Origin of the sequence: Streptomyces sp. Rer75, from assembly GCF_013414305.1 — a bacterium.
Taxonomy (GTDB): Bacteria; Actinomycetota; Actinomycetes; order Streptomycetales; family Streptomycetaceae; genus Streptomyces; species Streptomyces himastatinicus.
Genome location: NZ_CP058693.1, coordinates 2,490,379 through 2,515,914, shown reverse-complemented (window position 1 = coordinate 2,515,914; position 25,536 = coordinate 2,490,379). Strand labels below are relative to the sequence as shown.

Annotated in this window: 24 protein-coding genes; 15 read left to right on the top strand and 9 right to left on the bottom strand. The window is 71.6% G+C overall.

The annotated features are described in order from the left end of the window. Window positions 1–97 precede the first annotated feature (97 nt). Window positions 98–1,972 carry a SpoIIE family protein phosphatase gene (locus tag HYQ63_RS10360; protein ID WP_373689056.1) on the bottom strand — a complete coding sequence of 625 codons (1,875 nt, stop codon included), beginning with the start codon at window positions 1,970–1,972 and terminating at the stop codon, window positions 98–100. Window positions 1,973–2,068: 96 nt separating this feature from the next. On the opposite strand from HYQ63_RS10360, the gene HYQ63_RS10355 reads away from it, so the two are divergent. Continuing rightward, window positions 2,069–6,367 carry a HAMP domain-containing protein gene (locus HYQ63_RS10355; protein WP_179933555.1) on the top strand — a complete coding sequence of 1,433 codons (4,299 nt, stop codon included), beginning with the start codon at window positions 2,069–2,071 and terminating at the stop codon, window positions 6,365–6,367. Further along, entirely contained in the window at window positions 6,364–6,993 is a 630-nt protein-coding gene (locus HYQ63_RS10350; protein WP_179933554.1) for a two-component system response regulator, read from the top strand. The genes HYQ63_RS10355 and HYQ63_RS10350 overlap by 4 nt, the downstream gene beginning before the upstream one ends. On the opposite strand, the gene HYQ63_RS10345 is transcribed toward HYQ63_RS10350, so the two are convergent. Next, window positions 6,987–7,457, bottom strand: a complete 471-nt coding sequence (locus tag HYQ63_RS10345) for a MarR family winged helix-turn-helix transcriptional regulator (protein WP_179933553.1) — start codon at window positions 7,455–7,457, stop codon at window positions 6,987–6,989. The two genes, HYQ63_RS10350 and HYQ63_RS10345, sit on opposite strands and share 7 nt — an antisense overlap. 137 nt (window positions 7,458–7,594) lie before the next feature. On the opposite strand from HYQ63_RS10345, the gene HYQ63_RS10340 reads away from it, so the two are divergent. Genes HYQ63_RS10340 through HYQ63_RS10325 form a run of 4 tightly spaced genes read left to right on the top strand, consistent with a single transcriptional unit; the run spans window position 7,595 to window position 11,384 of the window. Then, on the top strand, window positions 7,595–8,533 hold the full coding sequence (locus HYQ63_RS10340) for an SDR family NAD(P)-dependent oxidoreductase (RefSeq protein WP_179933552.1): 939 nt from the start codon (window positions 7,595–7,597) through the stop codon (window positions 8,531–8,533). Beyond that, complete coding sequence (locus HYQ63_RS10335; protein ID WP_179933551.1) at window positions 8,530–9,402, top strand: amidohydrolase family protein; 873 nt, start codon at window positions 8,530–8,532, stop codon at window positions 9,400–9,402. The genes HYQ63_RS10340 and HYQ63_RS10335 overlap by 4 nt, the downstream gene beginning before the upstream one ends. Before the next feature lie 7 nt (window positions 9,403–9,409). Further along, window positions 9,410–10,894 (top strand): long-chain fatty acid--CoA ligase, encoded by a 1,485-nt coding sequence (locus HYQ63_RS10330; protein WP_179933550.1) that lies wholly within the window; start codon window positions 9,410–9,412, stop codon window positions 10,892–10,894. A 31-nt stretch (window positions 10,895–10,925) separates the two neighbouring features. Continuing rightward, the gene (locus HYQ63_RS10325) at window positions 10,926–11,384 is read left to right on the top strand and encodes a MaoC family dehydratase (protein ID WP_179933549.1); all 459 of its coding nucleotides are present in this window, start codon (window positions 10,926–10,928) and stop codon (window positions 11,382–11,384) included. Between the two features lie 3 nt (window positions 11,385–11,387). Here the strand turns inward: HYQ63_RS10325 and HYQ63_RS10320 are convergent, their stop codons facing one another. Continuing rightward, window positions 11,388–12,074 carry a hypothetical protein gene (locus HYQ63_RS10320; RefSeq protein WP_179933548.1) on the bottom strand — a complete coding sequence of 229 codons (687 nt, stop codon included), beginning with the start codon at window positions 12,072–12,074 and terminating at the stop codon, window positions 11,388–11,390. 114 nt (window positions 12,075–12,188) lie between these two features. Between HYQ63_RS10320 and HYQ63_RS10315 the strand changes: the two genes are divergently transcribed. The 5 genes from HYQ63_RS10315 to amaP are packed head-to-tail and all read left to right on the top strand — an operon-like array spanning window position 12,189 to window position 14,345. Continuing rightward, window positions 12,189–12,665: an Asp23/Gls24 family envelope stress response protein gene (locus HYQ63_RS10315; protein ID WP_179933547.1), complete on the top strand. Its 477-nt coding sequence runs from the start codon at window positions 12,189–12,191 to the stop codon at window positions 12,663–12,665. Between the two features lie 53 nt (window positions 12,666–12,718). Then, window positions 12,719–12,910 carry a hypothetical protein gene (locus HYQ63_RS10310; protein ID WP_179933546.1) on the top strand — a complete coding sequence of 64 codons (192 nt, stop codon included), beginning with the start codon at window positions 12,719–12,721 and terminating at the stop codon, window positions 12,908–12,910. Then, complete coding sequence (locus HYQ63_RS10305; protein ID WP_179933545.1) at window positions 12,907–13,233, top strand: hypothetical protein; 327 nt, start codon at window positions 12,907–12,909, stop codon at window positions 13,231–13,233. Before HYQ63_RS10310 ends, HYQ63_RS10305 begins: the two co-directional genes overlap by 4 nt. Beyond that, window positions 13,230–13,790 (top strand): DUF6286 domain-containing protein, encoded by a 561-nt coding sequence (locus HYQ63_RS10300; protein WP_179933544.1) that lies wholly within the window; start codon window positions 13,230–13,232, stop codon window positions 13,788–13,790. The genes HYQ63_RS10305 and HYQ63_RS10300 overlap by 4 nt, the downstream gene beginning before the upstream one ends. Before the next feature lie 9 nt (window positions 13,791–13,799). Continuing rightward, the gene (gene amaP / locus HYQ63_RS10295; RefSeq protein WP_179933543.1) at window positions 13,800–14,345 is read left to right on the top strand and encodes an alkaline shock response membrane anchor protein AmaP; all 546 of its coding nucleotides are present in this window, start codon (window positions 13,800–13,802) and stop codon (window positions 14,343–14,345) included. A gap of 725 nt (window positions 14,346–15,070) precedes the next feature. Here the strand turns inward: amaP and HYQ63_RS10290 are convergent. From HYQ63_RS10290 to HYQ63_RS10270, 5 genes are all read right to left on the bottom strand, one after another. Beyond that, window positions 15,071–15,826 (bottom strand): SDR family oxidoreductase, encoded by a 756-nt coding sequence (locus HYQ63_RS10290; protein ID WP_179933542.1) that lies wholly within the window; start codon window positions 15,824–15,826, stop codon window positions 15,071–15,073. Between the two features lie 4 nt (window positions 15,827–15,830). Further along, window positions 15,831–17,612 (bottom strand): glycoside hydrolase family 15 protein, encoded by a 1,782-nt coding sequence (locus HYQ63_RS10285; RefSeq protein WP_179933541.1) that lies wholly within the window; start codon window positions 17,610–17,612, stop codon window positions 15,831–15,833. Window positions 17,613–17,642: 30 nt separating this feature from the next. Beyond that, window positions 17,643–18,455, bottom strand: coding sequence for an SURF1 family protein (locus HYQ63_RS10280; protein ID WP_179933540.1), 813 nt, complete (start codon window positions 18,453–18,455; stop codon window positions 17,643–17,645). 78 nt (window positions 18,456–18,533) lie between these two features. After that, the gene (locus tag HYQ63_RS10275; protein WP_179933539.1) at window positions 18,534–18,767 is read right to left on the bottom strand and encodes a hypothetical protein; all 234 of its coding nucleotides are present in this window, start codon (window positions 18,765–18,767) and stop codon (window positions 18,534–18,536) included. 63 nt (window positions 18,768–18,830) lie between these two features. Further along, entirely contained in the window at window positions 18,831–19,826 is a 996-nt protein-coding gene (locus tag HYQ63_RS10270; RefSeq protein ID WP_123106035.1) for a DEDDh family exonuclease, read from the bottom strand. Window positions 19,827–19,988: 162 nt separating this feature from the next. Here HYQ63_RS10270 and HYQ63_RS10265 point away from each other — a divergent pair, with 162 nt between their 5' ends. Both HYQ63_RS10265 and HYQ63_RS10260 read left to right on the top strand, forming a co-directional pair. Beyond that, window positions 19,989–20,870: a sterol desaturase family protein gene (locus HYQ63_RS10265; RefSeq protein ID WP_179933538.1), complete on the top strand. Its 882-nt coding sequence runs from the start codon at window positions 19,989–19,991 to the stop codon at window positions 20,868–20,870. Beyond that, a complete protein-coding gene (locus HYQ63_RS10260; protein WP_179933537.1) occupies window positions 20,867–21,520 on the top strand; it encodes a lysoplasmalogenase in 654 nt (217 codons plus the stop codon). Before HYQ63_RS10265 ends, HYQ63_RS10260 begins: the two co-directional genes overlap by 4 nt. A gap of 95 nt (window positions 21,521–21,615) precedes the next feature. Here HYQ63_RS10260 and HYQ63_RS10255 read toward each other — a convergent pair whose 3' ends face one another. Further along, window positions 21,616–23,217: a S8 family serine peptidase gene (locus HYQ63_RS10255; RefSeq protein ID WP_373689055.1), complete on the bottom strand. Its 1,602-nt coding sequence runs from the start codon at window positions 23,215–23,217 to the stop codon at window positions 21,616–21,618. 270 nt (window positions 23,218–23,487) lie between these two features. On the opposite strand from HYQ63_RS10255, the gene HYQ63_RS10250 reads away from it, so the two are divergent. Further along, window positions 23,488–23,844: a DUF485 domain-containing protein gene (locus HYQ63_RS10250; RefSeq protein WP_179933536.1), complete on the top strand. Its 357-nt coding sequence runs from the start codon at window positions 23,488–23,490 to the stop codon at window positions 23,842–23,844. Further along, window positions 23,841–25,460: a cation acetate symporter gene (locus tag HYQ63_RS10245; RefSeq protein ID WP_179933535.1), complete on the top strand. Its 1,620-nt coding sequence runs from the start codon at window positions 23,841–23,843 to the stop codon at window positions 25,458–25,460. Before HYQ63_RS10250 ends, HYQ63_RS10245 begins: the two co-directional genes overlap by 4 nt. Window positions 25,461–25,536 lie beyond the last annotated feature (76 nt).

Genomic DNA, 25,536 nt, shown 5'->3' with positions numbered 1-25,536 from the left:
CAGGAATCCTGATGATGCTCCTCGGAGAAGGGTGCGACAAGGCCCGGGACGTACACATTTCAAGAACTTTGCGCACGAGCGCCCGCAGGCCACAGGCTCACGGCGCCCGCATCAGCTCCTGCGCCGACGTCGGCACCGCCTCCAGCACCAGCACCGCGAGATCGTCGTCGATCGGCTCGGTGCCGAAGTCATGGGCGGCCAGCCGCACCCGCTCCGCGATGGCCTTGGCGCCGAGCCCCGCACAGCCGCGCAGGATCTCGGCCAGGCCGTCGTCGTCGTCCAACTGCCGGTTGCCGTCCCGCCGCTCGGTCACCCCGTCGGTCACGCACAGCAGCGTCTCGCCCGGCGCCAGGTCCAGGGAGTCGGCGTGAAAGTCGGGCTCGTCGTCGATGCCCAGCAGCATCTGCGGGAGCGCCGCGGGCGCCACCTCCCCGTCGGTGCTCAGCCGCAGCGGCAGCGGATGCCCGGCGCTGGCCAGGACGCAGTGCGCACCGCCCGAGTCCGGGTCGGGCTCCAGCTCCCCGTAGAGCAGGCTGAGGAAGCGCGACCGGGCCTGATCGCCGCCCAGGGCCGTGGCCTCCGCCTCCTCCTCCACCAGGGCCTGGTTGAGCCGGGTGAGCACCGATTTCACGCCGTGGCCCTCGCGGGCCAGCAGCCGCACCAGATGGCGGGCGAGACCGGTGACCGACATCGCCTCCGGGTCGCTGCCGCAGACGTCGCCGAGCAGGAAGCACCAGCGGCGGCCGCCCATCGGGAACAGGTCGTAGAAGTCGCCGCCGACCGTCTGGCCCTCGCCGTGCGGTTCGTAGACGATCGCGGTGTCCACGCCCGGGATGTGGGCCAGCGAGACCGGCAGCTGGCGGCGCTGGAGCGCCCGGCTGATGGTGGCCTGCTGGGTGTACTGCCGGGCGGTGGCCACGGCCTGGGCGATCCGCCGCGCCAGGTCGTCTGAGAGCCGCACCACGCCCTCGGTCATCTGCGTCACCCCCGCGCGGCCGAGCAGCAGCACGCCGTAGCCGCGGCCGCGGGCGATGAGCGGGAAGGTCAGCGCGGAGCCGCCGGTGCCGGAGGGTGCGGCGGCCTCGGGCCAGGGCCGGGGGGTGCCGGGGGCGCCGAGCCCGGCCGGTGGCGGGTCGCGCTCCAGGGTGGCGCGGAGCGCCTCGATGCGGCGCTCGTCGTTGTGCCAGACCCGGCGCAGCTCCAGTCGGCCGCTCTCGGAGTTCAGCCATACGGCGCACCAGTCGGCCAGCCGGGGCACCAGCAGCTGCCCGGCGAGGGAGGCGACCATGTTCTCGTCCAGCTGGCCGGTGAGCAGCTCGCTGGCCTCGGCGAGGAACGACGACCCGCCGCGGTCGACCCATTCGGCCGTCCGGTCGCGGCGCCCCTGCGGCGGGGCCGGGGTGCGGCGCGCGGCGGCGAGCGGAGCGCGGTCCGGGGCCTCGGCGGGTGCGGAGTCGACCCGGGCCGACGCGGTCTCGGTGTCCAGGCGGAACCACACGGACTTGCGGGTGCGGTGGTACGTCACGCCCCAGGACTCGGCGAGCGCGCCGATCAGCTGGAGGCCGCGGCCCCGGCCGTGGCGCTGGCTGTCGGGCCCGCCCAGCACCACGCTGGCGGGGTGCAGATCGGCCACCTCGATGACGATGCCCGGGTGGTCCGGCGGCTCGGCATCGGCGGGGGTGTCGGCGGGAGCGTCATCGGAATCCTCCGGTCCGTTCCCGGCCCGGAGACGGCAGGTGACCTCGACCCGGGTGCCCGCGTGCAGCACGGCATTGGTGACCAGCTCGCTCACCAGCAGCACCGCGTCCTCGGTCACCCGCGTGCCGACCGCGCCGGGCCCGAGGATTTCGGTCGCGGACTTCCCCGCGAGGGTGGTGCGGACGAAGGAGCGCGCAGCCCCTGGTGCGCGCACGCTTCCGGGGAGCGTGGTCCGGGCGACGGACTCGCGCGAGAGGGGAAGCAAAGCTCCCACGTGCGGCTCCTGGGCAATTCGGGCGGATTGGGCCATCTAGGTGCCATATTATGACAGACGTAGGGATATCTAATGATCTTTTAAAGGGACGGCGCCATGGCACGCGACCCGAATCCCGCGGAGTGCACTGCCGAGCTGAGGTCGCTGCTGGCGGCGATGAACGCCTTGTGCGACGGCGACTTCACCGTGCGTATGGACGGCACGGGCGAGGGCGTGCTCGGCGAAATGGCCGGGACGTTCAACCAACTGGTGGCACGCAACGCCCACCTGGCCTCCGAGCTCCAGCGGGTCCGCCGCGAGGTGGTACGTCAGGGGCGCCTCGACGAGCGGATCACCGCCAGTCCCGGTCAGGGCGGGTGGGCGGCCAGCGTGGACGACGCCAATCAGCTGGTGGACGCGCTGACCGGCCCCGTGTCCAACGCCACCCGGGTGCTGGACGCCATCGCCGAGGGCGATCTGACCCGGCGGGTCGACCTGCACGACGGCAAGCGTCAGCTGCGCGGCGATCTGCGGCGGCTGGCCCGCGGCGTGAACCGTACGGTCGATCAGCTGTCGCTGTTCACCGGCGAGCTGACCAGGGTGGCCCGCGAGGTCGGCACCGAAGGACGCCTCGGCGGCCGGGCGAAGGTCCAGGGGCTGTCCGGGGACTGGCGCGAGGTGACCGAGGCCGTCAACACCATGGCCTCCCGGCTGACCAGCCAGGTCCGTGACATCGCCGTGGTGACCACGGCCGTGGCCCGCGGCGACCTCACCCAGCAGGTGACCGTCGAGGCCACCGGTGAGCTGCTGGAACTGAAGCTGACCGTGAACACCATGGTCGATCAGCTGCGCGCGTTCGCCGACGAGGTGACCCGGGTGGCCCGTGAGGTCGGCACCGAGGGCGAACTCGGCGGCCGGGCCCAGGTCCGGGGCGTGTCCGGGGTGTGGAAGGACCTGACGGACAACGTCAACTTCATGGCGTCCAACCTGACCAGCCAGGTCCGCAACATCGCCCAGGTGACCACGGCCGTCGCCACCGGTGACCTCTCACAGAAGATCACCGTCGACGCCCGTGGCGAGATCCTCCAGCTCAAGAACACCGTCAACACCATGGTCGACCAGCTGTCGGCGTTCGCCGACGAGGTCACCAGGGTGGCCCGCGAAGTGGGCACCGAGGGCCGGCTGGGCGGCCGGGCCCAGGTCCGCGGCGTGTCCGGGGTGTGGAAGGACCTCACCCAGAACGTCAACTTCATGGCGGACAACCTGACCAGTCAGGTCCGCAACATCGCCCAGGTCGCCACCGCGGTCGCCGAGGGAGACCTCAGCAAGACGATCGGCGTGGAGGCCAAGGGCGAGATCCTGGAGCTGAAGTCGACGATCAACACCATGGTGGACCGGCTGTCGTCCTTCGCGGACGAGGTGACCCGGGTGGCACGCGAGGTCGGCACCGAAGGAAACCTCGGCGGCCAGGCCCAGGTCCGCGGCGTGTCCGGGGTGTGGAAGGACCTGACCGAGAACGTCAACTTCATGGCGCTGAACCTGACCACCCAGGTCCGCAACATCGCCCAGGTGACCACGGCAGTCGCCGACGGCGACCTGTCCAAGCAGATCACCGTGGACGCCCGGGGCGAGATCCTGGAGGTCAAGGAGACCGTCAACACCATGGTCCAGCAGCTCCGGGCGTTCGCCGACGAGGTGACCCGGGTGGCCCGCGAGGTGGGCACCGAAGGCCAGCTCGGCGGCCGGGCCCAGGTCCGGGGCGTGTCCGGGGTGTGGAAGGACCTGACGGACAACGTCAACTTCATGGCGTCCAACCTGACCAGCCAGGTCCGCAACATCGCCCAGGTCGCCACCGCGGTCGCCCAGGGCGACCTGTCCAAGAAGATCGACGTGGACGCCCGGGGCGAGATCCTGGAGCTGAAGACGACCATCAACACGATGGTCGACACGCTCTCCTCGTTCTCCTCCGAGGTCACCCGCGTCGCCCGCGAGGTCGGCAGCGAGGGCCAGCTCGGCGGCCAGGCCCGGGTCGAGGGCGTCTACGGCACCTGGAAGCGGCTGACCACCAGCGTCAACGATCTCGCCCTCAACCTCACCACCCAGGTGCGGGCCATCGCCGAGGTCGCCTCCGCCGTCGCCAAGGGCGACATGTCCGGGTCCATCTCGGTCGAGGCGCAGGGCGAGGTCGCGGAACTGAAGAACAACGTCAACCTCATGGTGGCCAACCTGCGCGAGACCACCCGCGCCAAGGACTGGCTGGAATCCAACCTGGCCCGCATCGCCTCCCTGATGCAGGGCCACCGCGATCTGGTCGAGGTCGCCGACCTGATCCTGCGCGAGCTGGCCCCGCTGGTGAACGCCCAGTTCGGAGCGTTCTTCCTCGGCCAGCCCGGCGCCGGACCGGGTGAGGGCATGAAACTGATCGCCGGATACGGCACCGAGCAGAACAACGGCCCGCTTCCGGCCAGCGGCGCCGGCGGCCGCGGACTGGTCGCCCAGGCCGCCATGGAGAAGAAGCGGATCCTGATCAACAACGTCCCGCCCGACTACATCACCATCAACTCCGGACTCGGCGCCGCGCTCCCCACCAGCGTCGTCATCCTGCCGATCCTGTACGAGGACCAGGTGCTCGGCGTCATCGAACTGGCCTCCTTCAGCCGGTTCAGCGAAGTCCACCTCGCCTTCATCGACCAGTTCGTCAACACCATCGGCGTCTCGATCAACACCATCATCGCCAACGCCCGCACCGAGTCGCTGCTGTCCGAATCCCAGCGGCTCACCACCGAGCTGCGGCAGCGCTCCAACGAGCTCCAGCGCTCCAATGCGGAGCTGGAGGAGAAGGCCGCGCTGCTGGCCACCGCCTCCCAGTACAAGTCCGAGTTCCTGGCCAACATGTCGCACGAGCTGCGCACCCCGCTCAACTCGCTGCTGATCCTGGCCCGGCTGCTCGCCGACAACACCGACCAGCGGCTGTCCCCGCAGGAGGTGCAGTTCGCCACCACCATCCACCGCTCCGGCTCCGACCTGCTCCAGCTGATCAACGACATCCTCGACCTGTCGAAGATCGAGGCCGGGCGGATGGACGTCCGCCCGAAGAAGCTGCCGCTGATGAAGCTGCTCGACTACGTGCACGCCACCTTCCGGCCGCTCGCCATCGACCGCGGCCTGTCGTTCGAGATCGCCGTCGGCGAGGACGTACCGCGCGAGCTGTACTCCGACGAGCAGCGGATCCAGCAGATCCTGCGCAACCTGCTCTCCAACGCCCTGAAGTTCACCTCCTCGGGCGGGGTGAAGCTGCGCGTGGAGCGGGCGGTCGGCACGGAGTTCCAGGAGGAGACGCTGCGCGACGCGGACGCGGTCGTCGCGTTCTCCGTCAAGGACACCGGCATCGGCATCGCGCCCGAGAAGCTGCCCGTGATCTTCGAGGCGTTCCAGCAGTCCGACGGCACCACCAGCCGCAAATACGGCGGCACCGGCCTCGGCCTGTCCATCAGCCGGGAGATCGCCGGGATGCTGGGCGGCCGGATCATCGCCGAGAGCGAGCAGGGCGTCGGCTCCTGCTTCACGTTCTACGTCCCCGCGCACTACGCCGGAGTCGTCCCGCCGCCCGATGTCTCGGACCCCCGGGCCACCGGCGCCACCGTCCCGGCGGCGCTGCCCACCACGAACGAATCGCTACCGGACACCGCAGACCACGCGCCCAGCGGCGTGTTCAGCGACCAGAGCGGCGTGACCGGCGACCGCGGCTCCCTGGAGAACCTGCTGGCCCCCCAGGACCGCGGCGGCGCCGAGGACGAGGGGCGGACGGACGCCCCCCGGCTCCAGGAGTGGCAGTGCGGCCGCCCCGGCCGGGTACTGACCGGCCGCCGCATCCTCATCGTCGACGACGACATCCGCAACGTCTTCGCGCTCACCCATGTGCTGGGCCGGGTCGGCATGACCGTGAAGTACGCGGAGAACGGCCGCGAGGGGCTGGACGTCCTGCACCGCAACCCGGATGTGTCCCTGGTGCTGATGGACGTGATGATGCCGGAGATGGACGGCTACGAGACGATCCGGGCCATCCGCGGCACGCCCCGGCTCGCCGATCTGCCGATCATCGCCCTGACCGCCAAGGCCATGCCCGGCGACCGCGAGAAGGCGCTCGAAAGCGGCGCCAACGGCTATGTCCCCAAGCCGGTGGACGTCGACCGGCTGATGTCCACGGTCTGCGACCTGCTCGACCCCGTGCCCGGACCGGTCCCGGGAGAACCGGTGGAGGGTGCGGAGACCGTTGACGACGGCGGCGCGCCCGGGGACGGGACCGGCGGCGAGCGCGGGGACGCGACCGGAGACGTGACCGGCGACGAGACCCGTGAAGAGACCGGCCCGGACGCGGAGACGCGCCCGCCGAGGCCGAGACAGGGGGAGTCATGAGCGCCGCCGCACCCGACCGTGCCGGAATACTGATCGTCGACGACATGGAAGAGAACCTGATCGCGCTGGAAGCCGTCCTGGGCCCGCTCGATCAGCGCCTCGTCCGCGCCCGCTCCGGTGAGGAGGCGCTGAAGGCCATGCTCCGGCAGGACTTCGCCGTCGTGCTGCTCGACGTCCTGATGCCCGGCATGGACGGCTTCGAGACCGCCGCCAACATGAAGCGCCTCGACCAGACCAAGGACGTCCCGATCATCCTGCTGACCGGCACCGACGCCGAGTCGGACTATCCCTACCGGGGCTACGCCATCGGCGCCGCCGACTTCCTCACCAAACCCATCGACCCCTGGCTGCTGCGGACCAAGGTCAACGTCTTCCTGGACCTCCACCGCAAGAACCTCCAGCTCGCCGCCCAGGCCGAACAGCTGCGCCGGCAGCTGGCCGGTGAACCGGCCCCCTCGGACGAGCGGCTGGAGCGGGTGTCCGCACAGCTCGCCCGCACCGCGGAGGTGCTGCACGAGGGCGGCGGGGGCGGTGAGGCGGTGGCCGGGCTGGCCGAGTGCGTCACCGAGCTGACCCGCACCGTGGAGGACCTGCGGGCCGCCCGTCGGGCCTACCAGGGTCAATGACCCTGCGGCGGCGCGTCCGACATCGCCCGGGTGCAGTCGATCAGCGCATGGCGCAGCTCCCCGCGCCGGTCCTCGGTCAGCCCGCCGAGCATCCGCTCCTCCAGCAGCCGCACCTGCTCGTCGTAGCTGCGCAGCGCCTCGCGCCCCCGGTCGCTGAGGCTGATGAGCAGCACCCGGCGGTTGGCCGGGTCCCGGCGGCGCTCGATGAACCCCCGCTCCTCCAGCGTCTGGACCATCTCGTGCATCGTCTGCGGCTTGACGAACGAGCGCCGGGCGAGCTGGGCCGACGACAGCCCGTCCCGGCGCTCCAGGACGGTCAGCGCCGTGTACTGGAGCGTGGTCAGGCCGAGCGGGCGCAGCAGCGCGTCCAGATGGGCCCGTATCGCCTGTTCCAGCCGTTTCACCAGGTAGAGCGTGCCGACCTGGTCCAGTTGCGCGGAGTCGGACTGCTCGGAAGTGGTCATTCGGCCATCTTGCCCGACCGGAGGCCGGGGACGGCGTCCGGCCGTTGCTCCGCCCATTGACACCCGACCTCCCGGAGTGCTCCACTCACCATCAGAATCAGGAACCCTGATGATACTCGTGGAAGGAACCGAAGCCCATGGAGCTGACGGGGAAGACCGCCCTGGTCACCGGAGCGGGGCGCGGCCTCGGCCTCGCCTACGCCCGCGCCCTGGCCCGGGCGGGGGCCCGCGTGGTCGTCAACGACGCCGACGCAGCCACCGCAGAACAGGCGGTCAAGGTCATCACCGACGAGGGCGGTACGGCGGTCGCCGCGCCCGGGGCGGTCGGCACCAGCGAGGTCGCCGACGCGCTCGTGGACCGCGCGGTCGAGGCGTTCGGACGGCTGGACGTGCTCGTCACCAACGCGGGCATCCTGCGCGACCGGGTGCTGTGGAAGATGACCGACGAGGACTTCGACGCGGTCGTCGGCGTCCACCTCAAGGGCACCTTCACCTGCGCCCGCGCCGCCGTCCGGCACATGCGCGAGCGCGGCGGGGGCGGCCGTCTGATCCTCATCGGCTCACCCGCGGGACAGCGCGGCAACTTCGGGCAGACCAACTACTCCGCCGCCAAGGCGGGCATCGTCGGCATGACCCGCACCTGGTCGATGGAGTGCGCCAAGGCCGGGATCGGCGTCAACGCGGTGATCCCCGTCGCCGCGACCGCCATGACCGCGACCATCCCCGCCTTCGCGCCGTACGTCGAGGCGTACGAGGAGCGCGGCGAGCCGCTGCCCGGCTGGCTGCGGCAGGGCGAGGGCTTCGGCACCGCCGACGACGTCGCCGGGCTCGTGGTCTTCCTCGCCTCGGACGCCGCCGACGGCATCACCGGGCAGGCCATCGGCGTCGGCGGCGACCGGCTGACCCTGTGGACCCACCCCGAGGAGACTTCCGCGGTCTACCGCGAGGGCGGCTGGGACGCGGACGCCATCGCGGGCGTCTGGGGTACGTCGCTGGGGCGGCACCCGGAGGGCGTCGGCATCCCCGCGCCCGTCGAGCCGGAGAGCCTGAAGGGTACGGAGGGGGCCGGGCGGTGAACCTCGACGACCTCGTCGCCATCGACGTCCACACCCACGCCGAGGTCTCGGCCGACGGTCACTCCTCGCTGAGCGGCGAACTGGCCGAGGCATCCGCCGCGTACTTCAAGACCCATGGCGCCCGGCAGCCCACCATCCCCGAGCTGGCCGCCCACTACCGCGAACGCCGCATCGCCGCCGTCGTCTTCACGGTGGACGCGGAGAGCGCCACCGGCCATCCGCCGATCAGCAACGAGGAGGTCGCCGCCTCCTGCGCCGAACACGCCGACGTCCTCATCCCGTTCGCCAGCGTCGACCCGTGGAAGGGCCGGGCGGCGGTGCGGGCGGCCCGGCGACTGGTCGAGGGCCACGGGGTGCGCGGCTTCAAGTTCCATCCCTCCCTCCAGGCGTTCCACCCGAACGACCCGCGGTTCTATCCGCTGTACGAGGCCATCGAGGAGCTGGGGGTGCCCGCGCTCTTCCACACCGGGCAGACCGGGATCGGCGCGGGCGTGCCCGGGGGCGGCGGCATCCGGCTGAAGTACTCCAACCCGATGGACGTGGACGACGTCGCCGTGGACTTCCCGAATCTGCCGATCATCCTGGCCCATCCGTCGTTCCCCTGGCAGGACGAGGCGCTGGCCGTCGCCACGCACAAGCCGAACGTGTACATCGACCTGTCCGGCTGGTCGCCCAAGTACTTCCCGCCGCAGCTGGTCCGCTACGCCAATTCGCTGCTCAAGCGCAAGGTTCTCTTCGGCTCCGACTACCCGGTGATCGACCCGGACCGGTGGCTGGCCGACTTCGACCGACTCGATATCAAGCCCGAGGTTCGGCCGCTGATCCTCAAGGACAACGCGGCGCGGCTGCTCGGCCTCACGAAGGAGTGAGCGGGAGATGATGCTCGAGCAGCAGGGGACCGGCATCGGATCGTGGCCGCGGCGGCGGGCCCGTAAGACCCCCGGGCGGATCGCGATCGTCCACGGCGACGACACCCAGACCTACCGGGAGCTGGACGAGACCGTCACCCGGTACGCCCGGGCCCTGCGGGCGCGGGGGATCGGGCGCGGCGACCGCGTCGCCTACCTCGGCCCCAACCACCCCTCGTTCCTCCACGCGCTGTTCGCCACCTGCGCGGTGGGTGCCGTCTTCGTCCCGCTCAACACCCGGCTCGCCGCGCCCGAACTGGCCTACATGCTGAGCGACTCCGGTGCGCGGCTGCTCCTCCACGACCCGCGCTGCGCGGAGACCGCCGCGGAGGCGGGTCCGGGCATCGCGGTGGCGGTGGACGACCTGGTGGACGGGGACGGGGACGGGGGCGACCGGGCGGACGAGGTCATGGCCGACGACGACCCGTGCATGATCATGTATACGTCCGGCACCACCGGCCGGCCCAAGGGCGCCGTCCTCAGCCACGCGAACATCACCTGGAACAGCCTCAACGTCCTGGTCGACACCGATCTGGCCTCGGACGAGATCACCCTCGTCACCGCGCCCCTCTTCCACACCGCCGCGCTCAACATGACCTGTCTGCCGACCCTGCTCAAGGGCGGACGCGTGGTGATAGAGCCCGGCTTCGACGCGGAACGGATGCTCGACCTGATCGAGGGCCAGGGCGTGACCTGCCTGTTCGGCGTCCCCACCATGTTCGCGGCGGTCGCGGAGTCGCCGCGCTGGGAGACGGCCGACCTGTCGAGCGTCCGCATCCTGATGTGTGGCGGTTCCCCCGTCCCCACGGCGCTGATCGAGGTCTATCTGCGGCGCGGCCTCTCCTTCATCCAGGGGTACGGGATGACCGAGGCGTCCCCCGGGACGCTGCTGCTCGACCGTGAGATGAGCGCCGTCAAGGCGGGCTCCGCGGGCGTACCGCACTTCTTCACCGACGTCCGCCTGGTCCGGTCGGACCTGACGGGCGAGGTGGCTCCCGGCGAGCCCGGCGAGATCCTGGTGCACGGCCCCCATGTGATGCGCGGCTACTACGGCCTGCCGGAGGCGACCGCGGAAGCGCTGCTGGAGGGCGGGTGGTTCCGCTCCGGGGACGTGGGGGTGCGGGACGAGGACGGCTATGTGTTCATCGTGGACCGCGTCAAAGACATGATCATCTCGGGCGGTGAGAACGTCTATCCGGCCGAGGTCGAGAACGCGCTGTACGACCACCCCGACGTCGTCGAATGCGCCGTGATCGGCATGCCGGACGCCCGGTGGGGCGAGGTCGGCAAGGCCGTCGTGGTCCTCCGGGCCGGAGCCGCCACCGAGCCGCAGGACCTGCTCGACCACCTCGCGGGCCGCCTCGCGAAGTACAAGGTGCCGAAGGCGGTCGAGTTCCGGACCGCGCTGCCGCGCACCGCCAGCGGAAAGATCCGCAAGTCCGCCCTGCGCTGACGATACGCAACCCCATGAACGGAGACCCTGCATGCCCACGACCGTGAACAGCTTCGACGAGCTGAAGCAGCTGGCGGGACAGCACCTCGGCCACAGCCGGTGGCACCAGATCGAGCAGGACCGGATCGACACCTTCGCCGACGCCACCGGCGACCACCAGTGGATCCACGTCGACCCCGAGCGGGCCAAGGACGGCCCCTTCGGCGGCACCATCGCCCACGGCTATCTCACCCTGTCCCTGCTGATCCCGCTGTGGAGCGAGATCCTCGAACTGGGCGGCGTCCGGATGGCCGTCAACTACGGCCTCAACAAGGTGCGGTTCCCGGCGCCGGTCCCGGTCGGCGCCAGGATCAGGGCCGGGGCGACGCTTGTCTCCGTCGAGGAACTCGGCGACGGCGGCGCCCAGGCCGTCATCGACCTGGTGGTGGAACGGGACGGCGGCGACAAGCCGTGCTGTGTCGCCCAGGCGGTCCACCGCTACCACTGGTGACGGTCAGCCGCCGTCGTCCACGGCGGTGACGAGGACGGCCACCGTCGCCGGGGGCGGCGCGGTGGCCGCGACCGCCCCGCGCACCGCGCGGGCCACGTCCAGGGCGCGGTGGCCCGGAGCGACGGCCAGCTCGACGCGGACGTGCGGCCCCTCGATCCGTACGGCCTGATGGCTCAGCACCGGAGCGAGCCGGGCCACCCCGGGCACGGCGGTGACCGCGGCGGCGACGGCCGAGCCGTCGTCCGGCTCATTCGCCCGCCGGGGCGGCTCCTCGGCGGGCGGGCGCCCCGGAACCTCCTCCAGTACGTCCGTCACCCGCAGGTCCACCGCGCCCACCGCCAGCCCCAGCCGCTCCGCCGCCGCGCCCAGCAGGGCTCCGCGCAGCCGGTCCGCCGTCTCCGGCAGCGGCCGGTCCACCGTCGCCGCGCACTCCGCCTCGACCCGCAGCGGCCCCGGCGGCAGCGCGCTCGGCGGGGCCGGGACCGCGGGCGGCACGGCGGCCTCCGGTTCGGCCAGGGCGATACGGAGCGCCCCGAGCCGTACGCCGGGCACGGCGTCGGCCGCCCGGCGCAGCACGGCGTCCGCCGCGCGCTCGGTCAGCCAGGCCCCGTCCTCCGGCCCGCCCAGGGGGAGAAGACGGCCGAGCCGCAGCTGCTGCCGCACGGCTTGTGCGAGCCGGTCCGTGGCCATGGCGCCATCCCTTCGGCGTGTGGGTTCCCTAAATGATGCATAGTGCGAGCATTACGGACGAAGCACCTTTAGTGTGGCAAGTAGGGCAAATAGAAAAGGAAGGGGTGATTGGTGATGTCCGAGACCGCGCCACGGAACCGGCCCCAGACCCCCGTCGCGGAGCCGTCCGCCGGTACGCCGAAGACCTTCGGAGCCGGCGTCGACCCGGGATCGCGTGGCCGTACCACCATCGCCGACGGCGTGGTCGAAAAGATCGCCGGAATGGCCGCCCGCGACGTGGTCGGCGTCCACACCATGGGCAGCGGTATCGCCCGCACCTTCGGGGTCGTCCGCGACCGGGTGCCCGGCGGCGGCAGGTCTGTCGCCCGCGGGGTGAAGGCCGAGGTGGGCGAGGTGCAGACGGCCCTCGACCTGGAGATCGTGGTGGACTACGGCGTCTCGATCGCCGACGTCGCCCGGGCCGTGCGGGAGAACGTGATCACGGCGGTCGAGCGGATGACCGGCCTCGAGGTGGTCGAGGTCAACATCGCGGTCAGCGATGTGAAGTTGCCGGATGAGGAAGAGGAATCGCCGGAGCCCAGGCTTCAGTAGCCGCAGTAGCGGCTGCGCGGCGGCTCCGGTCGGCTCCAGCAGGGGAGCACACGATGAATATGGCCCTGATCGGGGTGATCGCAGGGATGGCACTGGGTTTCGCCGGATACTTCGGTGGTTTCGGGGCCTTTCTGCTGGTGGCGGCGTTGGGCGCCGTCGGGTTCTTCGCGGGCCGGTTCCTGGACGGTGACCTGGAAGCGGGCGACTTCTTCCGCACCCGCGACCGTGGTGAACGGCGGCGGTGAGCGTGAGCGAACCGGGCGAGCGGGGCGCGACGCGCATCGCGGACCGCGTCGTCGCGAAGATCGCCTCGCGGGCGGCGCGGGAAGTGCTCAACAGTAGGCCCGGGCTGCTGCCGCACGCGGCCGTCGCGGTCCGCGCGGGCGCCGCGCGCGTCCGGGTCGCCGTCGAACTGGGCTATCCGTCCGACATCGGCGCGCAGTGCGCGGCGGTACGGCGCCATGTGACGACGCGGGTCGGCGAACTGACGGGCATGGAGGTGCCGGACGTGGCGGTGACCGTGGAACGGCTGCACTCACCGCAGCTGGACCGGGGGAACGTCCGATGAACGGTTCCGGCCGCCACGGCCGCTTCTGGTCCGCCCGGCGCGTACCCGCCGGGCTGACCGCCCTGGTGCTGCTCGGCGCGCTCGGCCTGCTCCTGTACGACGTCGTCTCCGAACGCACCGGCCACCCCGTGATGGAGTGGCGGCGCTGGCTCGCCGAACAGCTCGCCACGCGTCCCCTCCACGACGGCTGGATCGTGGGCATCGCGGTGGCCCTGATCGTGATCGGCGCGTGGATGGTGGCCCTGGCCCTGACCCCGGGCCTGCGGGGGCTCCTGCCGATGGGCGAGGGCGAGAACGATGCCCACGCCATCCGGGCCGGAATCGACCGCACCGCCGTCCGTCTGGTGCTCCGCGACCGGGCGATGGCGGTGCCCGGCGTACGCGCCGTACGGGTCGATGTCGGCCGCCGCCGGATCACAGCCCGCGCCCAGGCGCACTTCCGCGACCTCGACGAGGTACGGGCCGACCTGCTGGCCGCGCTCGGAGACGGCATCCGGCAACTCGGGCTCGCCCGGCGGCCGGGCCTGTCCGTCCGCGTACGGCGACCGGCGAGGTGATCGGGCGCCATGCGGATCGTGAACCGGACGCTGCTGGGGGTACTGGGCTTGGCCCTGGCGGGCGCGGGCGCGGCGGTCCTCCTCGCCGGACGGCGCTCCCCCAACTCCGTCCTGCTGACCCGCGCGGACCGGGTGCGCTGGCGCGCCGAGGACTGGTGGTGGCCCGGCGTCATCGCGGCACTGAGCGTGCTGGTCCTGCTCGCGCTGTGGTGGGCCCTGGCCCAACTGCGGCGCCGCCGCCTGGACGACGTACTGGTCCCGCTGGACGACGGCACCGGCGCCCGCCTGCGCGGCCGCGCCCTCGAAGCCGCGCTGAGGGCCGACGCGGAGTCCCTGTCCGGCGTCGCCCACGCCCACGTCCACCTCCACGGCCGCCGCACCGCGCCGAGGGCGCGGGTGGGCCTGGTCCTGGACGCGAGGGCGGAACCGGTGGCCACGCTGCGCCGCCTGGAGTCGGAAACCCTGACCCAAGCCCGCACCTCAGCGGGCCTGCCCCACCTACCGGCGGAGGTCCGCCTACGGGGCGAACACCACAAGGCGGAGCGAGCGCGGTAGGTGCGCCTGTGGTTGGTCCTGGGTGCCGGGTGCGGGGCCTCCGGGGCAGGGTCCTGGACTCGTATATTTTTGGCGCCGGTGCCCGGAGACGTGGGGTGGGCCGGAAATGGGCGCCACAAATATACGGAACGTCCAGGCCCCCACCCCTGCGCCCCCGCCCCCTCCCGTCGACTGGCGGCTCCCCGCCGGTGGCCCCGGCCCCGATCCGGTTCCCTGTTCGCCCGATGGCTGGGGCCCCTGCCTCCTCCCAGCCGTCGGAACGTGGCTCCGGCGGGGAGCCGCCATGCGGCGGAGGGGCGGGGTCGCAGGGGTGGGGTTCCGGACGCTGACGTGTATTTGTGGCGCCGTGGACTTCCGGCCCACCCCACGTTCCACGGCAGCGGCGCCGTAAATATACGGTCCGGGGCCCCGCCCCGGAGGCCCCGCCCCGGCACCTCCCACCGGACCAACCGCGCCCCCACCCCGTTCCGGGTTAGCAAAATCCAGGCCCCTCCGGCAATCAAGGAGCGCGCGGCCCAGGGGCGGTGACGCCGCACCCTCAGCCCCTCCGGCAATTGAGGAGCGCGCGGTGCAGGGGCGGTGATGCCCCACTCCCAGCCCCTCCGGCGTTTGAGGAGCGGGGTTCAGGGGCGGAGCCCCGGCGGGGGTGTGGGGGCGGAGCCCCCACCCGGGTCCGGGGCGGAGCCCCGGGTCGGGTAGGGGCGGGGTGCGGGAAGACCCCCGCCTCACCAGCCGTGGAGCGCGCCCCCGTCCACCGGGAGCATCAGCCCGGTGAGGTAGGACGCCGCAGGGGAGAGGAGGAACGCGGCGGCCTTGCCGAACTCGTCAGGCGTCCCGTACCGCCGCAGCGGAATCAGCGCGGAGTTCCGCTCGCGGGCGGCGTCCGCATCGCCGGAGAGCCCGTCCAGCTCCCGCACCCGGTCGGTGTCGACGCGGGCCGGGAGGAGGCCCACGACGCGGACGCCGCGGGGGCCGAGCTCCAGCGAGAGGTTCTTGGCGAAGCCCGCGAGCCCGGGGCGCAGGCCGTTGGAGACGGTGAGGCCGGGAACGGGCTCGTGGACGGAGCCGGAGAGGACGAAGCCGATCACCCCGCCGGGGGTGAGTTCGGCGGCGGCGGCCCGGGCGAGCCGCACGGCGCCGAGGAAGACCGAGTCGAAGGCGGCCTGCCACTGGGCGTCGGTGATGTCGGCGGTGGGCCCGGCGGGCGGCCCGCCGACGCTGATGAGGATGCCGTCGAAGCGGCCGAACCGTTCGCGGGCGGTGGCGATGAGGCGTTCGGCGGCGTCGGGGTCGGCGTTGTCGGCGGCGACGCCGACCACGTCCGGGCCGAGGTCGGCGGCGGCCGCGGCGGCGGTGTCGGCGTCGCGGCCGGTGATGACGGCCTTGGCGCCGTCGGCGACCAGCTCCGCCGCGGCGGCGCGGCCGAGCCCACGGGTGGCTCCGGTGACGATGTACACGCGGTCTTTGAGTCCAAGATCCATGGGTTCAGTCTGCCTGGGCGGGGGCCGAAAGGGTGAGGGCGGTCCCCACCAGACCGATGTGGCTGAAGGCTTGCGGGAAGTTGCCGAGCAGCCGGCCGGCCCCGGGGTCGTACTCCTCGGCGAGGAGGCCGACGTCGTTGCGCAGGGACAGCAGCCGGTCGAACAGGGCGGAAGCGGCACCGCGGCGGCCGCTGAGGTGGAGGGCGTCGGCGAGCCAGAAGGAGCAGGCGAGGAAGGCGCCCTCGCTGCCGGGGAGGCCGTCGGCGGTGTCGTCGGTGGAGTAGCGGCGGATCACGCCGTCGTGGCTGAGTTCGCGGCGGACCGCGTCGATGGTGCCGATGACGCGGGGGTCGTCGGCGGGGAGGAAGCCGACGCGGGGGATGAGGAGGGTGGCGGCGTCGAGCGCGGTGGAGCCGTAGGACTGGGTGAAGGTGGCGCGGGAGGCGTCGTAGCCCTTGTCGCAGACCTCGCGGTGGACCGCGTCCCGCATGGCGCGCCACCGGTCGGCGTTGCCGTTCAGCTCGGGGTGGGCCTCGATGGTGCGGACGGCGCGGTCGGCGGCGACCCAGGCCATGACCTTGGAGTGGACGAAGTGGCGGCGGGGCCCGCGGACCTCCCACAGCCCTTCGTCGGGGTCCTGCCAGGCGGATTCGAGGAAGTCCATGAGGGCGCTCTGGATCTTCCAGGCGTGCGGCTCGGGCGCCATGCCGTGGGCGCGGGCGAGGTGGAAGGTGTCGAGGACCTCGCCGTAGACGTCGTGCTGGCGCTGGGCGACGGCGCCGTTGCCGACCCGGACGGGGGCGGAGTGGCCGTATCCCTCCAGCCACGGCAGCTCGTGTTCGGGGAGGCGCCGCTCGCCGCCGAGCCCGTACATGATCTGGAGTTCGGCGGGGTCGCCCGCGATCGCGCGGAGCAGCCAGTCGCGCCAGGAGGCGGCCTCTTCGCGGTAGCCGGCGGAGAGGAGGGCGTTCAGGGTGAGGGTGGAGTCGCGCAGCCAGCAGTAGCGGTAGTCCCAGTTGCGCACCCCGCCGAGCCGCTCGGGCAGCGAGGTGGTGGGGGCGGCGACGATGCCGCCGGTGGGGGCGTAGGTGAGCGCCTTGAGGGTGATGAGGGAGCGGACGACGGCGTCCCGGTAGGGGCCCCGGTAGCGGCAGCGGGCGGCCCAGGCGCGCCAGTCGTCCAGGCTGGACCGCAGGGTCTCGTACGGGTCGACCAGGCGGGGCCGGGGTTCGTGGGAGGGGTGCCAGGTGAGGACGAAGGCGACCCGGTCTCCGGCGGAGACGGTGAACTCGGAGCGGGTGCTGAAGTCCTTGCCGTAGGTGTGCACCTCGGGTTCGGAGCGCAGCCATACGGAGTCGGGTCCGGCGACGGCGATGCGGTGGCCGTCGGTGCGCCGCACCCAGGGGATGACGTGCCCGTAGTCGAAGCGCAGCCGCAGGACGCCCGCCATCTCGACGCTGCCGGAGACGCCCTCCACGATGCGGATGACGTCGGGCGCCCGGTCGCGCTGCGGCATGAAGTCGATGACGTTGACGGTGCCGGTGCCGGTCTCCCAGACGGACTCCAGGACGAGGGAGTCGTCGAGGTAGGCGCGGCGGGTGCAGGCACCGGCACCCTTGGGGGCCAGCCGCCAGTGGCCGTTGTCGTCGTCGCCGAGGAGGGCGGCGAAGCAGGCGGCGGAGTCGAAGCGGGGCAGGCACAGCCAGTCGATCGAGCCGTCGCGGCCGACGAGTGCCGCCGTCTGCTGGTCCCCGATGAGCGCGTAGTCGTCGATGTCCTGTGCCACGTCCGGGCGTCTTCCCGGAGAGCGGGAGAACTAGTCCGCGTGCGCGGCGGCGGGGGTCTTCGGCTCGGCGGTCCCGGCGGCCGCCTTGGCGGCCTCGGCCGCCTGGTCGCGGCGCTCGCGGCGGGCCAGGACGAACCAGCCGACGGGCACTCCGGCGGAGAACAGCCACCACTGGACCGCGTACGCCATATGGGGGCCGATGTCGTCGTGCTCCGGCTCCGGCACCGGCTCGGGCTGCTTGGCGCCCTTGGGGGAGGACGAGGTCAGCTCGATGTAGCCGCCCTGGAGGGGGCGGCCGAGTGCCTTGGCCTGATGCTCGCTGTTGATCAGCATGACCTGGCGCGGCGGCAGCCCCTGCTTGTCCTTGATGCCGCTGTCCGCGCTGGTCTCGTCGGCCTTGAGGCGGCCGGTGACGGTGACCTTGCCGCTGGGGGCGGCGGGGACCTCGGGGAACTTGGTGAGGTCGGCCCCGGCGGGGATCCAGCCCCGGTTGACCAGGACGGCCCGCTTGCCCTCGATCAGCGGGGTGAGGACGAAGTAGCCGATGCTCTGCTCGTCGGAGCCGGTGCGCTGGCGGACGACGACCTCATGGGCCGTGTCGTACGTCCCGGTGGCGGTCACCGTGCGGAAGGTGTCATCGCGGGGGACGGCGCGGCCGGGGGCGGTGAGCTTGTCGACCGGCACGGCGGGGGCGCCGAGGTTGTTCCCGATCAGCTGGTTCTGCGCGACCTTGGCCTCGTGGCGGTGCAGCTGCCAGAAGCCCAGCCTGATCATGGTGGGGATCAGTGCGAGCCCGATCAGGGTGAGGATCACCCACTGCCGGGTCAACAGGAAGCGGTACACGTCCTTGACACTACTCGGCGTGGATTGTCCCCCGGCCACGGGGGGCACCGGACGACAATCCACGCATCCGGACCGGACTCAGACGTGGTCGACGATGCCCTCCTTCCCCTCCGCGCGGGAGCAGTGGGCGCCGCAGTAGTAATGGCCGTCCACCTCCACCCCCTGGCCGATGATCTGGCACCGGCAGTGCTCGCAGATGGGCGCCATGCGGTGGATGGCGCAGGAGAAGCAGTCGAAGACGTGCACATTGCCTTGGGCGTGCACCTCGAACGTCATGTTGTAGTCGTTTCCGCAGACCTCACAGCGTGCCATGCGCCACAGCGTGCGGGCCCGGGCGGTGACGGGCGAGCGGTGGGCGGGCGCGTCGCGTGGGTTTCACCTGATTGTCGGCTCGGCAGGGGTGACGTCGAGCAGCAGCTGTGTGAAGGCGGCCTCGTCGACGATGGGCGTTCCGAAGGAGCGGGCCTTGACCGTCTTGGAGGTGGCCGCGTCCGGATCGTTGGTGACCAGCAGGCTGGTGAGCCGGGACACGCTGGTCGCCACGTGCAGCCCCGCCTCGATCGCCCGGTCCTCCAGCAGCTCCCGGTCGACCGAGGTGTCCCCGGAGAACGCCACCCGCATGCCCTGGGTCAGCAGCCCGCCCGGCTGGTAGCGCCCCGGGTTGGGGTAGGGGCAGGCGGGGCGCTTGCGGCTGGGACGCCAGCTCTGCTGCCGGTACGAGCGCTGGGCGCCGATCCCGCGGGACGGCGGGTCCGACCATTCGGTGAGCGGCTGACAGGCCAGCAGGGGCAGCCGCACCCCGGCCTCGGCGGCCCGGTGGAGGCTCGGCCGGAAGGTCTCGGCGAGCACGCGCGCGTCGTCCAGCGCGTGGTGGGCCCGCTCCTGGACGACCCCGTAGTGCGCGGCCAGGGTCTCCAGCTTGTGGTTGGCCAGCGGCAGCCCCAGCTCCTTGGAGAGGGCGATGGTGCACAGCCGCTGACGCACCGGCGCCTCGGTCTTCGACCGGGCGAACTCGCGGGCGATCATCGACCAGTCGAAGGCGGCGTTGTGCGCGACCAGGACGCGGCCGTCGAGGCGCTCGGCGAACGCGGCGGCGATGTCCGGGAAGAGCGGGGCGTCGGCCAGCGTCTCCCGGGTGAGGCCGTGGATCCACACGGGGCCGGGATCGCGCTGCGGGTTGACCAGCGTGTACCAGCGGTCCTGCACCGCGCCCCGGGCGTCGAGCTGATAGACCGCCGCGGAGACGATCCGGTCGTCGCGGGCGAGACCGGTGGTCTCGACGTCGACCACCGCATACCCCTGCGGATAGGCCTCCGGCCACGAGGGTGTTGACGCGGTTCGCGGTGCGGCTGCCGTGGGGTCTTCGAGCATGGTCCATGAGGATACGGGCCGGCTCCGACACTCCGGGCCGCCGGGCCCGTGTGGGCACGTGCCGTCAGCCGACCGGCCCGGGCTCGTTGTTGACATCACGTCTATCATACTTGTTGGTAACTGCCTCTGGCGGTGGGGTGAAACCGGTTCTATGTTGCCGGTATGCCGCATTTGCCCAACGCCGTGCTGTGGTCGATACCCGCCTTCGTGCTGCTCGCCGTCGTGGAGATGGTGAGTTACCGCTTGCACCCCGACGAGGACGCCGCCGGATACGCGGCCAAGGACGCCGCGACCAGCGTCACCATGGGGCTCGGCAGCCTCGTCTTCGACCTGGTGTGGAAGATCCCGATCGTGGCGGTCTACACCGCCGTGTACGAACTCACCCCGCTGCGCGTCCCGGTGGAGTGGTGGACGCTGCCGCTGATGCTGCTCGCGCAGGACTTCTTCTACTACTGGTCGCACCGCGGGCACCATGTGATCCGCATCCTGTGGGCCTGTCATGTGGTGCACCACTCCAGCCGCAAGTTCAACTTCACCACCGCGTTGCGGCAGCCGTGGACCACCTGGACCGTGTGGCCGTTCTACGTACCGATGGTCGCGCTCGGCGTGCACCCGGCCGCGGTCGCGTTCTGCTCGTCGGTGAACCTCGTCTACCAGTTCTGGATCCACACCGAGCGGATCGGCACCCTGCCGCGCCCGATCGAGTTCGTCTTCAACACCCCGTCGCACCACCGCGTCCACCACGCCTCCCAAGGGGGCTATCTGGACCGCAACTTCGGCGGGATCCTCATCGTCTGGGACCGGCTCTTCCGGTCGTTCGTCCCCGAAACGGAAGCCCCGGTCTTCGGGCTCACCAAGAACATCGACACCTACAACCCGCTGCGCGTGGCCACCCATGAGTACGCGGCCATCGCCCGGGACATCGCGGCGGCCCGCGACTGGCGCGAGCGGGCCGGGCGGGTCTTCCGCGGCCCGGGCTGGGCGCCCGCGGCGCCGCCCGACGCGGCGGGTGCGGCGGAGCGGGAGCCGGAGCGCGCCGTATGAGCGCCGCGCGCGCCCTCGCCGGACTCTTCGCGCTGCTGGCCGCCACGCATCTGGGCGCGCTGCTCGCGGACGCCACCACGCTCGTCCATCTGACGAAGCCCGCCCTGATGCCGGTCATCGCGGCGCACGTCCTGCTGCGCGGCGGGCCGCGCCCGCTGGTGGCGGCGCTGCTGTGCGGCTGCGGCGGGGACGTGCTGCTGCAACTCGGCGGTGAGACCGCCTTCCTGGCCGGAATGGGCTGCTTCGCGGCCGGGCACCTGAGCTACCTCACCCTGTTCGCGCGGTCCGGGCGGCGCCGTACGGGGCCGTGGGTGGCGGCCGGGTACGGGGCGGTGTGGCTCGGCAGCACGGCCGCGCTGTGGCCAGGTCTGGACGCGGGGCTGCGCGTCCCGGTCGCCGCGTACAGCCTGCTGCTGACGACGATGGCGCTGGGCGCGCTGCGGGCGGGCCCGTGGACCGGGCTCGGCGGGGCGCTGTTCCTGCTCTCCGACGGCCTGATCGCGGCCGGTCTCGCGGACTGGCCGCAGCTGCCCGTACCGCAGTTCTGGATCATGGCCACCTATTGCGCCGCGCAGTACCTGCTGACCGCCGGACTGCTGCGCCGGACGGCCCGCGAAGCACCGCTCAGGGCGCTTCCGGCAGCCGCCTGAGCCGGACGATCCGGGCCGGGTCGGAGGGCACCGGGAACACGCACGGGCCGCCGGGCGGAAGTGCTGCCCGGCGGCCCGTACATCCTGTCAGCGCGTCACTTCTTGACCGCGTCCAGGGCGTCCACGAGCCCGGCCCCGTAGAAGCCGTTGTAGCCCTTGCCGCCCTCGCACACCGCGTCGATCTTGCCGTCGCCGTCGATGTCGTACGACGTCGGGCAGGCGGTGTCGTCGGCCTGGGCCTTCAGGAGGGCCTTCACCATTGCGGCGGAGGCCCGCGGGTGGGTGCTCTTGATGAGCGCCGCGACGCCCGCCGCGTGCGGGGAGGCCATCGAGGTGCCCGCCATGTAGCCGTACTTGCCGCCCGGGAGCGTGTTGTAGATCCGGCCGTCCTGGGCCGGGGGAGCGGGCTTCTGGTAGACGGTGCTGTCGCCGCCGGGGGCCGCGACGTCGATGACGCCGAGCCCGTGGTTGGAGAACGACGACTTGAGCCCCTTGGCGCCCGTCGAGGCGGTGGTGACGACGCCCGGCAGCTGGGTCGGGATGTCCAGGCAGGTGCTGGGGTCTATGACCCGCTCACCGGGGGTGGTGTCGTTCGGGCTGGAGGTGTCGGTGATCTTGTCGGAGGTGAGGTCGTAGTTCTCGTTGCCCGCCGCCGCCACGTTGACCACGCCCTTGCGCTCGGCGTACGACGAGGCCCGGCGCACCGCGTCGACCAGGGCCTTCTGGTCCGGGTCTCCGGTGCAGTTGAAGTACCACGGGTCGGTGTAATAGCTGTTGTTGGTGACGTCGACACCGTGCTCGGCGGCCCACATGAAGCCGCAGACGACGGCCTCGGTGTAGAAGAACCCGGCGGTCGTGGACACCTTGATGCCGGACACCTTGACGCCCGGGGCGACCCCGGTGACGCCGATGCCGTTCTTCGCGGCGGCGATCTCGCCCGCGACGTGCGTGCCGTGCGGGCTCTCCTCGGCGCTGGGCCGCCAGGCGCCGTCGGCCGTGTCCGGCTTTCCGGACACGCAGTTGACCGAGGCCTTGCGGTCGAAGTTGGGCGCGAGGTCGGGGTGGGTGTCGTCCACGCCGGTGTCGATGACCGCGACCGTCACCTTGCGGCTGCCGAGGGTCTTCTCATGGGCCTTGTCCGCCTTGATGGCGGGCAGGTCCCACTGGAGCGGCTCCAGCGGGTCCTGACCGGCCTTGGCACGGGCCGCGACCGCCTTGCGCTCCTTCTCGCTCAGCAGCTTCGGGGTGCCGACGTCGCCGGTGGACTGGGCGGGCAGCGGCGCGGTGCGGGTGGCACCGGCGGAGGCGACGCCGCGGACCGTACGGAGGGTCTTGGCGAAGTCGGGGTTCGCCGAGTGGGCGACGATGACGCCGATCCGGTCGTACGAGGTGACGACCGTGCCGCCGGCCTGCTTGATCGCCTTCTCGATCCGCGAGCTGTCGCGGTGGCCCGGGCGGACGTTGACGACGTAGCTGAGCGACGGGCCGTCGTCGGCGGTCGCGGCCGGGGCGGCGGGGGCGGGGTTGTCCTGCCCGATCGCGCCCGCCGTGGTCGGCAGGAACGCCAGCGCGCCGGTGAGCGCTAAGGCGGCGGGTATGGCGACGGCCCGCGGCGTCAGCCCCCGCGATCCGGAAGACTTCTTTCGCGCAGTGGAACCTGTCCCGGGTCTGGGGGCATCCGATCTCAGCTGAGCCATGGGGTCTCCACCTCATCCGTAACGACCGCCGCAGCGCGGATGCGCGTGGGCGGGTACATGACGAGCGAAGCTATCGCTGATCATCGCCGGGTATCAATACATTCCGGAAGAAAGCCCGCCACAGCGCCCGGATCCAAACGTTCCTCCGAATCTCTCTCCGTCTTTCAACCACCAGACCCTGTTGTGGACCTCACTCCCGATTTACGATGCGTGATCCGGATCACCGTCGCCGTCGTACGTCCCCGTCGGACCCACTCACCAGGAGAGACCGTGGATACCGCACCGGCCAGCGATCGTCCCGACGATCAGCGGCAGCAACATCGCCCCCCGTACGACGAGGTGCAGGCGAGCCCCGAATTCGGCGAACTGCGCACCGCACACCGCTCGTTCGCCTTCCCGCTGACCATCGCGTTCGTCAGCTGGTACCTGCTCTACGTCCTGCTGTCCAACTACGCGGGCGGCTTCATGGGCACCAAGCTCATCGGCAACATCAACGTCGCCCTGGTGTTCGGCCTCGCCCAGTTCCTGACCACCTTCCTCATCGCCTGGTGGTACTCCCGGCACGCCGCCGCCAAGCTCGATCCGCGCGCGGAGGCCATCAAGGCCCGTCTGGGGGATAGCTCATGAGCGACTACGTGCTTGCGGCCGAGAGCGCGTCGGACAACCGTCCGCTGATCATCACGCTCTTCACGGTCTTCGTCGTGGCGACCCTGGCCATCACCGTCTGGGCGGGCCGGCAGACCAAGGACGCCAACGACTTCTACGCAGGTGGCAGACAGTTCTCCGGCTTCCAGAACGGGCTCGCCATCTCCGGCGACTACATGTCCGCCGCGTCCTTCCTCGGCATCGCCGGGGCCATCGCGCTCTCCGGCTACGACGGCTTCCTGTACTCCATCGGCTTCCTCGTCGCCTGGCTGGTCGCCCTGCTCCTGGTCGCCGAACCGCTGCGCAACTCCGGCCGCTACACGATGGGCGACGTACTCGCCTACCGGATGCGCCAGCGCCCGGTGCGCACCGCCGCGGGCGTCTCCACCATCGTCGTGTCGATCTTCTACCTGCTGGCCCAGATGGCGGGCGCGGGCGTCCTCGTCTCGCTGCTGCTGGGCATCACCAGCGAGGCCGGGAAGATCCTCATCGTCGTGCTGGTCGGCGTGGTGATGATGCTCTACGTCACCATCGGCGGCATGAAGGGCACCACCTGGGTGCAGATGGTCAAGGCCGTCCTGCTCATCGCGGGAACGCTGCTGATCACTTTCCTGGTGCTGCTCAAGTTCAACTTCAACGTCTCCGAACTGCTGGGCGAGGCGGCCAAGAACAGCGGCATGGGCAGTGCGTTCCTGGAGCCGGGCCTGAAGTACGGGGTCAACGCCACCTCCAAGCTCGACTTCCTCTCGCTCGGCATCGCGCTGGTCCTCGGCACCGCCGGACTGCCGCACATCCTCATCCGCTTCTACACCGTCCCCACCGCCCAGGCCGCCCGTAAGTCGGTCAACTGGGCGATCGGCATCATCGGCGGCTTCTACCTGATGACGATCGCGCTGGGCTTCGGCGCGGCGGCCCTGCTGGACCACGACGCGATCATCGCCTCCAACAAGTCCGGCAACACCGCGGCGCCCCTGCTCGCCGAGGAGATCGGCGGCGGCGCGGACTCCACCGGCGGCGCGATCCTGCTCGCGGTGATCTCCGCGGTGGCGTTCGCCACCATCCTCGCCGTGGTCGCCGGGCTCACCCTCGCCTCCTCGTCGTCCTTCGCCCACGACCTGTACGCCAACGTGATCCGCAAGGGCCAGGCGACCCAGAAGGAGGAGATCGGGGCCGCCCGCTGGGCCACCGTCGGCATCGGAACCGTCGCCGTCGTCCTCGGGGTCTTCGCCCGAGATCTCAACGTCGCGGGGCTCGTCGCCCTCGCCTTCGCGGTCGCCGCCTCCGCCAATCTGCCGACCATCCTCTACAGCCTGTTCTGGAAACGTTTCACCACCCAGGGCGCCCTCTGGTCGATCTACGGCGGACTCATCTCCTCCGTCTTCCTGGTGCTCTTCTCGCCCGTCGTCTCCGGCAAGCCGACCTCGATGTTCCCGGACATCGACTTCCACTGGTTCCCGCTGGAGAACCCCGGCCTGATCTCCATCCCGCTGGGCTTCCTGCTGGGCTGGCTGGGCACGATCGTCTCCAAGGAGGAGCCGGACAAGGCCAAGTACGCCGAACTGGAGGTCCGCTCGCTCACCGGACACGGCGCCCACTGACGCCCCGGCGGCCCCTCGATGTCACTGCCTTCGCGTACGGTGCGGGACAATTGATCGCAGCGCACGCAAGCGAACC